The following is a 5,110-nucleotide window of genomic DNA, read 5'->3' as shown; positions in this document are numbered from 1 at the left end:
CATCACCGGCAGCAGGCATGAAAGCCATACCCGCTCCACCTGCATCCGCCGATCCTCGCGGACCGCGGACATCCCTGAAAGGTAGGGCGGCATGACGGCGACGAAGCCGGAAGTGGCTCAGGAGACCTTCGACTCGCTCGACCCGGCCACGGACGAGGTCGTGGGCACGTACCCGGTGCACACGCCTGACCAGGTCAAGGCGAGCGTCGAGCAGGCGCGCGCGGCGGCGGAGTGGTGGGCGTCGCTGGGGTTCGCGGGGCGCGGCGACCGGCTGCGGCGCTGGGCGGCCCTCGTCGCGCAGCGGATGGACGAGCTGTGTGCCGTCGTGCAGCGGGAAACGGGCAAACCCCACGGTGACGCCCAGCTCGAGGTGGTGCTGGCGATCGAGCACATCGCGTGGGCCGCCCGGCACGCGCCGAAGGTGCTGGGCCGCAAACGCCGGTCCGCCGGGCTCCTGCTCAGCAACCACACCGCGTCCGTCGAGTACGTGCCGCTCGGCGTCGTCGGCGTGATCGGGCCGTGGAACTACCCGGTCTACACCCCGCTGGGATCCATCACCTACGCGCTCGCCGCGGGCAACGCGGTGGTGTTCAAACCGAGCGAGTACACGCCCGGCGTGGGGAAGTGGCTCGTCGACACGTTCGCCGAGGTGGTGCCGGAACGGCCGGTCTTCCAGCTGGTGACGGGTTTCGGCGCGACCGGGGCGGCGCTGGTCTCGGCGGGGGTGGACAAGATCGCCTTCACCGGTTCGACCGCCACCGGCAAGAAGATCATGGCCGCGGCGGCGGAAACGCTGACACCCGTAGTGATCGAGGCCGGTGGTAAGGACGTGCTCATCGTGGACAGCGACGCGAACCTCGACGCCGCGGCGGAAGCGGCGGTGTGGGGCGCGTTCTCGAACTCCGGCCAGACCTGCATCGGCGTCGAGCGCGTGTACGTCCAGGAAAGCGTTTACCAGCCGTTCGTCGACAAGGTGGTCGAGCTCACGCGGAAGGTCGAGCCGGGCAGGCAGTACGGGCCCATCACGATGCCCGCGCAGCTGGACGTGATCCGACGGCACATCGCCGACGCACTCGCCCGCGGGGGCAGGGCGCTGACCGGCGGCGAGGTGGGCGAACGGTACGTGCAGCCCACGGTGCTCGTCGACGTTCCCGAGGATTCCCAGGCGGTCACGGAGGAAACCTTCGGCCCGACGATGACCGTCGCGAAGGTCCGGACCATCGACGAGGCGGTCGAGAAGGCGAACGCCACGCGGTACGGCCTGGGCTCGACGGTGTTCTCCAAGCGCAACGGCACCCGCATCGCGGCGCGGCTCAAGGCGGGGATGACGTCGGTCAACGCCCCGTTCTCGTTCGCCGGTATCGGTTCGCTGCCGTTCGGCGGCGTCGGCGACTCCGGGTTCGGGCGGATACACGGGCCGGAGGGGCTGCGGGAGTTCGCGCGGCCGAAAGCCGTTGCGCGCCAACTGTTCCCCAGCCCGGTGCAGCTCACCACGTTCGCGCGGACGGAGAAGACCGACAGGCTCGTCGCAAAACTCGTGACGGTGCTGCATGGCCGGAGGCGTGCTGGGTAACCAGTTGTATGGCTACCTTGCGAAAGATAACCGGAACTGTGACGGGAATGGTCGCGGCGATCGGTGCGCTGGGGTTTGCCGCACCGGCCGCGAACGCGGCTGCGACGCCGTGTGAACCGCAGGCGAAGGCCTGCGTGCAGCTGAGCACGGGGAAGGCCTGGCTGCAGGACGGCGGGAACGTGACGCGTGGCCCGGTGCCGATGGCGCCCGGCCTGCCGAGCTACCCGACGCCCAAGGGGAAGTTCCACGTGCAGTACAAGGACATCGACCACTACAGCAGGCAGTACAACGGTCCGATGCCCTATTCGGTGTTCTTCACGACCACCGGCGTGGCCTTCCACGAGGGCAGCCTGCGGCAGAAGTCGCACGGCTGCGTCCACCTGTCCCACCAGGACGCGGTCGCCTTCTACAACGCGCTGCACACGGGCGACGAGGTGCAGGTCGTCGCGTAACGACGTCCGGTATTTCGGACGGCGGGGTATGGTGACGCCATGCCCCGCCTCGTCCCGGCCGTGTCCAGGGCGGCCGACGTCCTCGAACTGTTCCTCGGCCCGCGCGCCGAGCTGACGGCGGGTGAGATCGGCGAGCGGCTGGGCCTGCCCCGCTCCACCACGCACGAGCTGCTGACCACTTTGGTCAGTCGCCGCTACCTCGACCGGCGCGGCAACACCTACCGGCTCGGGCCGATCCTGCTCGAACTCGGGTCCCGCTACCGGCAACGGCTGGAGTTCTCGACCGAAGCCGACGCGGTCGCCCGGCGAGTCGCCGCCCAGTGCGGGGAAACGGTCCACGTGGGAATCCTCGACGGGCTCGACGTGGTATATGTGTCCAAAATAGACTCGACGCACCCGGTGCGGTTGATCTCCGCCGTCGGCCGGCGGCTGCCCGCCCACTGCACCGCGGTCGGGAAGGTGCTCCTCGCCGGGCTTCCCGCCGAGGAGTTGTCCACCCGGCTCAAGGGCCGCAAGCTCGCCGCGCTCACCGAAGCCAGCATCACCTCACGGCAGGCGCTGCTGGCGCAGCTCGACGAAGTCCGCGCGAAGGGCGTGGCCCACGAGCGCAGCGAGTCCAATCCGGACGCCGGCTGCGTGGCCGCGCCCATCGTCGACGCGGACGGCGAGTGGGTCGCCGCGATGAGCATCTCCATCCCCACCTCACGCCACTCGGAAGCGGCGTGGGTGCGCTGGGAGGAGCTGGTGCGCCAGGGCGCGGCCGAGCTGTCGGCGCGCCTCGGTCACGCCACCGGTACGGCAAGCCCTTCGGCGGGCAACGCCGAACCCACGGCGTCCGGCGCGTAGCGGGCGAGCAGTTCCAGCCCGATCTCGGCGCGGCGCACGCGTTCCCGGCTCAGCGCGACGGCGGTGGACGTGAGGTGCGTGCCGCTCGGGTAGATGTTGGGCGCGTTGCGCAGCCCGAACTTCAGGTACACCGGGGCGGCGACGCGCACGATCTCCGCGATCTCGAAGTGCCGGACGAACCCGCCGAGGTCGTCGGGCGCCTCGACGTAGAGGTCGAGCGGCAGGTCGACGGCCGCGCGTATCGCGGCGAGCTGGGCGAGGCTCAGGTCGGTCGGCACGTTGTAGGTCGTGGCGCCGGCCTGTTCGGCGAGCCGGATGGACGCCGGATTCGCCAGCCCCATCTGCACGCTGACCTTGAACGCGAAGTCCTCGGGCAGCTGCCCGGCGGCCCGCATCCGCTCGGCGACGGTGAGCACGCCGAGGTCGGTGACCAGCACGCTGCGGATGCCCGCGTCGGCGGTCCGGCGGATGTCCTCCAGCGCGTGCACCAGCTGCTCGGTGCCCCTGACCTGCGCCGCGAAGACGCCACCCCCGCTCGCGACGGACGCGGCGCCGGTGTCCCACCCCGCGACCGGCCGGGCGAACAGGCTCACCTCGACCGAGCGTTCGCGCGCGAACCCGGCCATCGCGGCCAGCTCACCGCGGGTGAGCAGCATCCCACCGCTGCCCTGCGAGACCCGGTGCACCACGACGCCGCGTTTGTCGGCCTCGGCGTACACGGCCTCCAGCGCTTCCGGCCCTTCGACGCTGGGGATCTCGACGCGGTACTGGGCGCCGTCGGGGAAGCGCTTCGTGCTGGTGGGCAGGTCGGCGAGGTCCTCGCCGGGCAGACCGAGGGAGCGCAGGAACTCGCGGGTTTCTCGCATGGGCCGTACCGCCGTTCGATATTTCGGACACGATTCGTTATCTCGGACGAGCCTAGGAACGAGCCGGGGCCGGGGTCAAGCTGTGATGTGCGCGGGCCGCGCGACACGGGGGCGGTCGGCTCAGCTACCCTCGATAAGTACCGCCTACCTGCGAAGACATGGGAGCACCCACCGTGGCCCGAGTCGTGGTCGACGTCATGCCGAAACCCGAGATCCTGGACCCGCAAGGTCAGGCCGTGGCAGGTGCGCTGCCGCGCCTGGGCTTCACGGGGGTCACCGAGGTGCGGCAGGGCAAGCATTTCGAGCTGGAGGTCGACGACTCGGTCGACGACGAGACCCTGGCCAAGATCGCCGAGGGCTTCCTCGCCAACCCGGTGATCGAGGAGTGGACCGTGCGGAGGCTTTCGTGAAGATCGGCGTCATCACCTTCCCCGGCACCCTGGACGACGTGGACGCCGCACGCGCGGCCCGGTACGCCGATGCCGAGGCCGTGTCCCTGTGGCACGCGGACGAGGACCTGCACGGCGTCGACGCGGTGATCGTGCCCGGTGGGTTTTCCTACGGTGACTACCTGCGCTGCGGTGCCATCGCCCGCTTCGCGCCGGTGATGAACTCGGTCATCGAGGCGGCCGGCAAGGGCATGCCGGTTCTGGGTATCTGCAACGGTTTCCAGATCCTGTGCGAGGCCGGGTTGCTGCCGGGCGCGCTCGTGCGGAACAAGAAGCTGCACTTCGTGTGCCGCGACCAGTGGTTGCGGGTGGAGAACAACACCACCGCCTGGACCACGCGGTACGACAAGGGCGCGGAGATCCTGGTGCCGCTGAAGTCGGGCGAGGGCGGTTACGTCGCGGACCAGTCCACTCTGGACGAGCTGGAGGGCGAGGGCCGCGTGGTGTTCCGCTACGTGGGCGAGAACCCGAACGGCTCCCGCAACGACATCGCGGGCATCACCAGCAAGAACGGCAGGGTCGTCGGCCTGATGCCGCACCCGGAACACGCGATCGACGCCCTGACCGGCCCCAGCGACGACGGTCTGGGGATGTTCTACTCAGCGGTAGACGCCCTGGTGACGGCCTGACGGCAGGCGGCCAACGCCCTCCCCGAACCAGCCCGCCAGGGCTGGCCACACCACTCACCCCAACGAGCCGAGGCCGGCCCCCAGGGCCGGCCAACGGCGGCCCCGAAGGCCCTTAGGCCACCCCGGCCCTTCGTCCCCAGCCCTCTTTACCGCGGGGCGGGCGGGTCAAGGGTGGCGCAGCCATCGCGAAGCGACGCCGTCAGGAAGCTTCTATGTCAAGTGGTGGTGGTCGGTGTGGAGTGCGTGGTAGAGGACGTCGGAGAGGTGGCGTTTGAGGGCGCGGATGGCGGCTTTT

6 protein-coding genes are annotated in these 5,110 nt (G+C 70.1%); 5 read left to right on the top strand and 1 reads right to left on the bottom strand.

Annotated features, from left to right (window positions below):
• The first annotated feature begins 91 nt into the window (after positions 1 to 91).
• The 3 genes from BMZ92_RS36600 to BMZ92_RS36590 are packed head-to-tail and all read left to right on the top strand — an operon-like array spanning position 92 to position 2,871.
• Positions 92 to 1,573, top strand: coding sequence for an aldehyde dehydrogenase family protein (locus BMZ92_RS36600; protein ID WP_091517272.1), 1,482 nt, complete (start codon positions 92 to 94; stop codon positions 1,571 to 1,573).
• A gap of 47 nt (positions 1,574 to 1,620) precedes the next feature.
• Positions 1,621 to 2,025: a L,D-transpeptidase gene (locus BMZ92_RS36595; protein WP_245783461.1), complete on the top strand. Its 405-nt coding sequence runs from the start codon at positions 1,621 to 1,623 to the stop codon at positions 2,023 to 2,025.
• Between the two features lie 39 nt (positions 2,026 to 2,064).
• On the top strand, positions 2,065 to 2,871 hold the full coding sequence (locus BMZ92_RS36590) for an IclR family transcriptional regulator (RefSeq protein WP_091517270.1): 807 nt from the start codon (positions 2,065 to 2,067) through the stop codon (positions 2,869 to 2,871).
• On the opposite strand, the gene BMZ92_RS36585 is transcribed toward BMZ92_RS36590, so the two are convergent.
• Positions 2,808 to 3,737, bottom strand: a complete 930-nt coding sequence (locus BMZ92_RS36585) for a U32 family peptidase (protein WP_091517269.1) — start codon at positions 3,735 to 3,737, stop codon at positions 2,808 to 2,810. The genes BMZ92_RS36590 and BMZ92_RS36585 overlap by 64 nt on opposite strands.
• Positions 3,738 to 3,910: 173 nt before the next feature.
• Between BMZ92_RS36585 and purS the strand changes: the two genes are divergently transcribed.
• Positions 3,911 to 4,147, top strand: a complete 237-nt coding sequence (gene purS / locus BMZ92_RS36580; RefSeq protein WP_091517268.1) for a phosphoribosylformylglycinamidine synthase subunit PurS — start codon at positions 3,911 to 3,913, stop codon at positions 4,145 to 4,147.
• Entirely contained in the window at positions 4,144 to 4,815 is a 672-nt protein-coding gene (purQ, locus tag BMZ92_RS36575) for a phosphoribosylformylglycinamidine synthase subunit PurQ (protein ID WP_091517267.1), read from the top strand. The genes purS and purQ overlap by 4 nt, the downstream gene beginning before the upstream one ends.
• Positions 4,816 to 5,110 lie beyond the last annotated feature (295 nt).

This window comes from Amycolatopsis sacchari (genome assembly GCF_900114035.1).
Lineage (GTDB): Bacteria > Actinomycetota > Actinomycetes > Mycobacteriales > Pseudonocardiaceae > Amycolatopsis_E > Amycolatopsis_E sacchari.
Note: the sequence above shows the minus strand (reverse complement) of the source record. Positions and strands in the feature narration are given on the sequence as shown.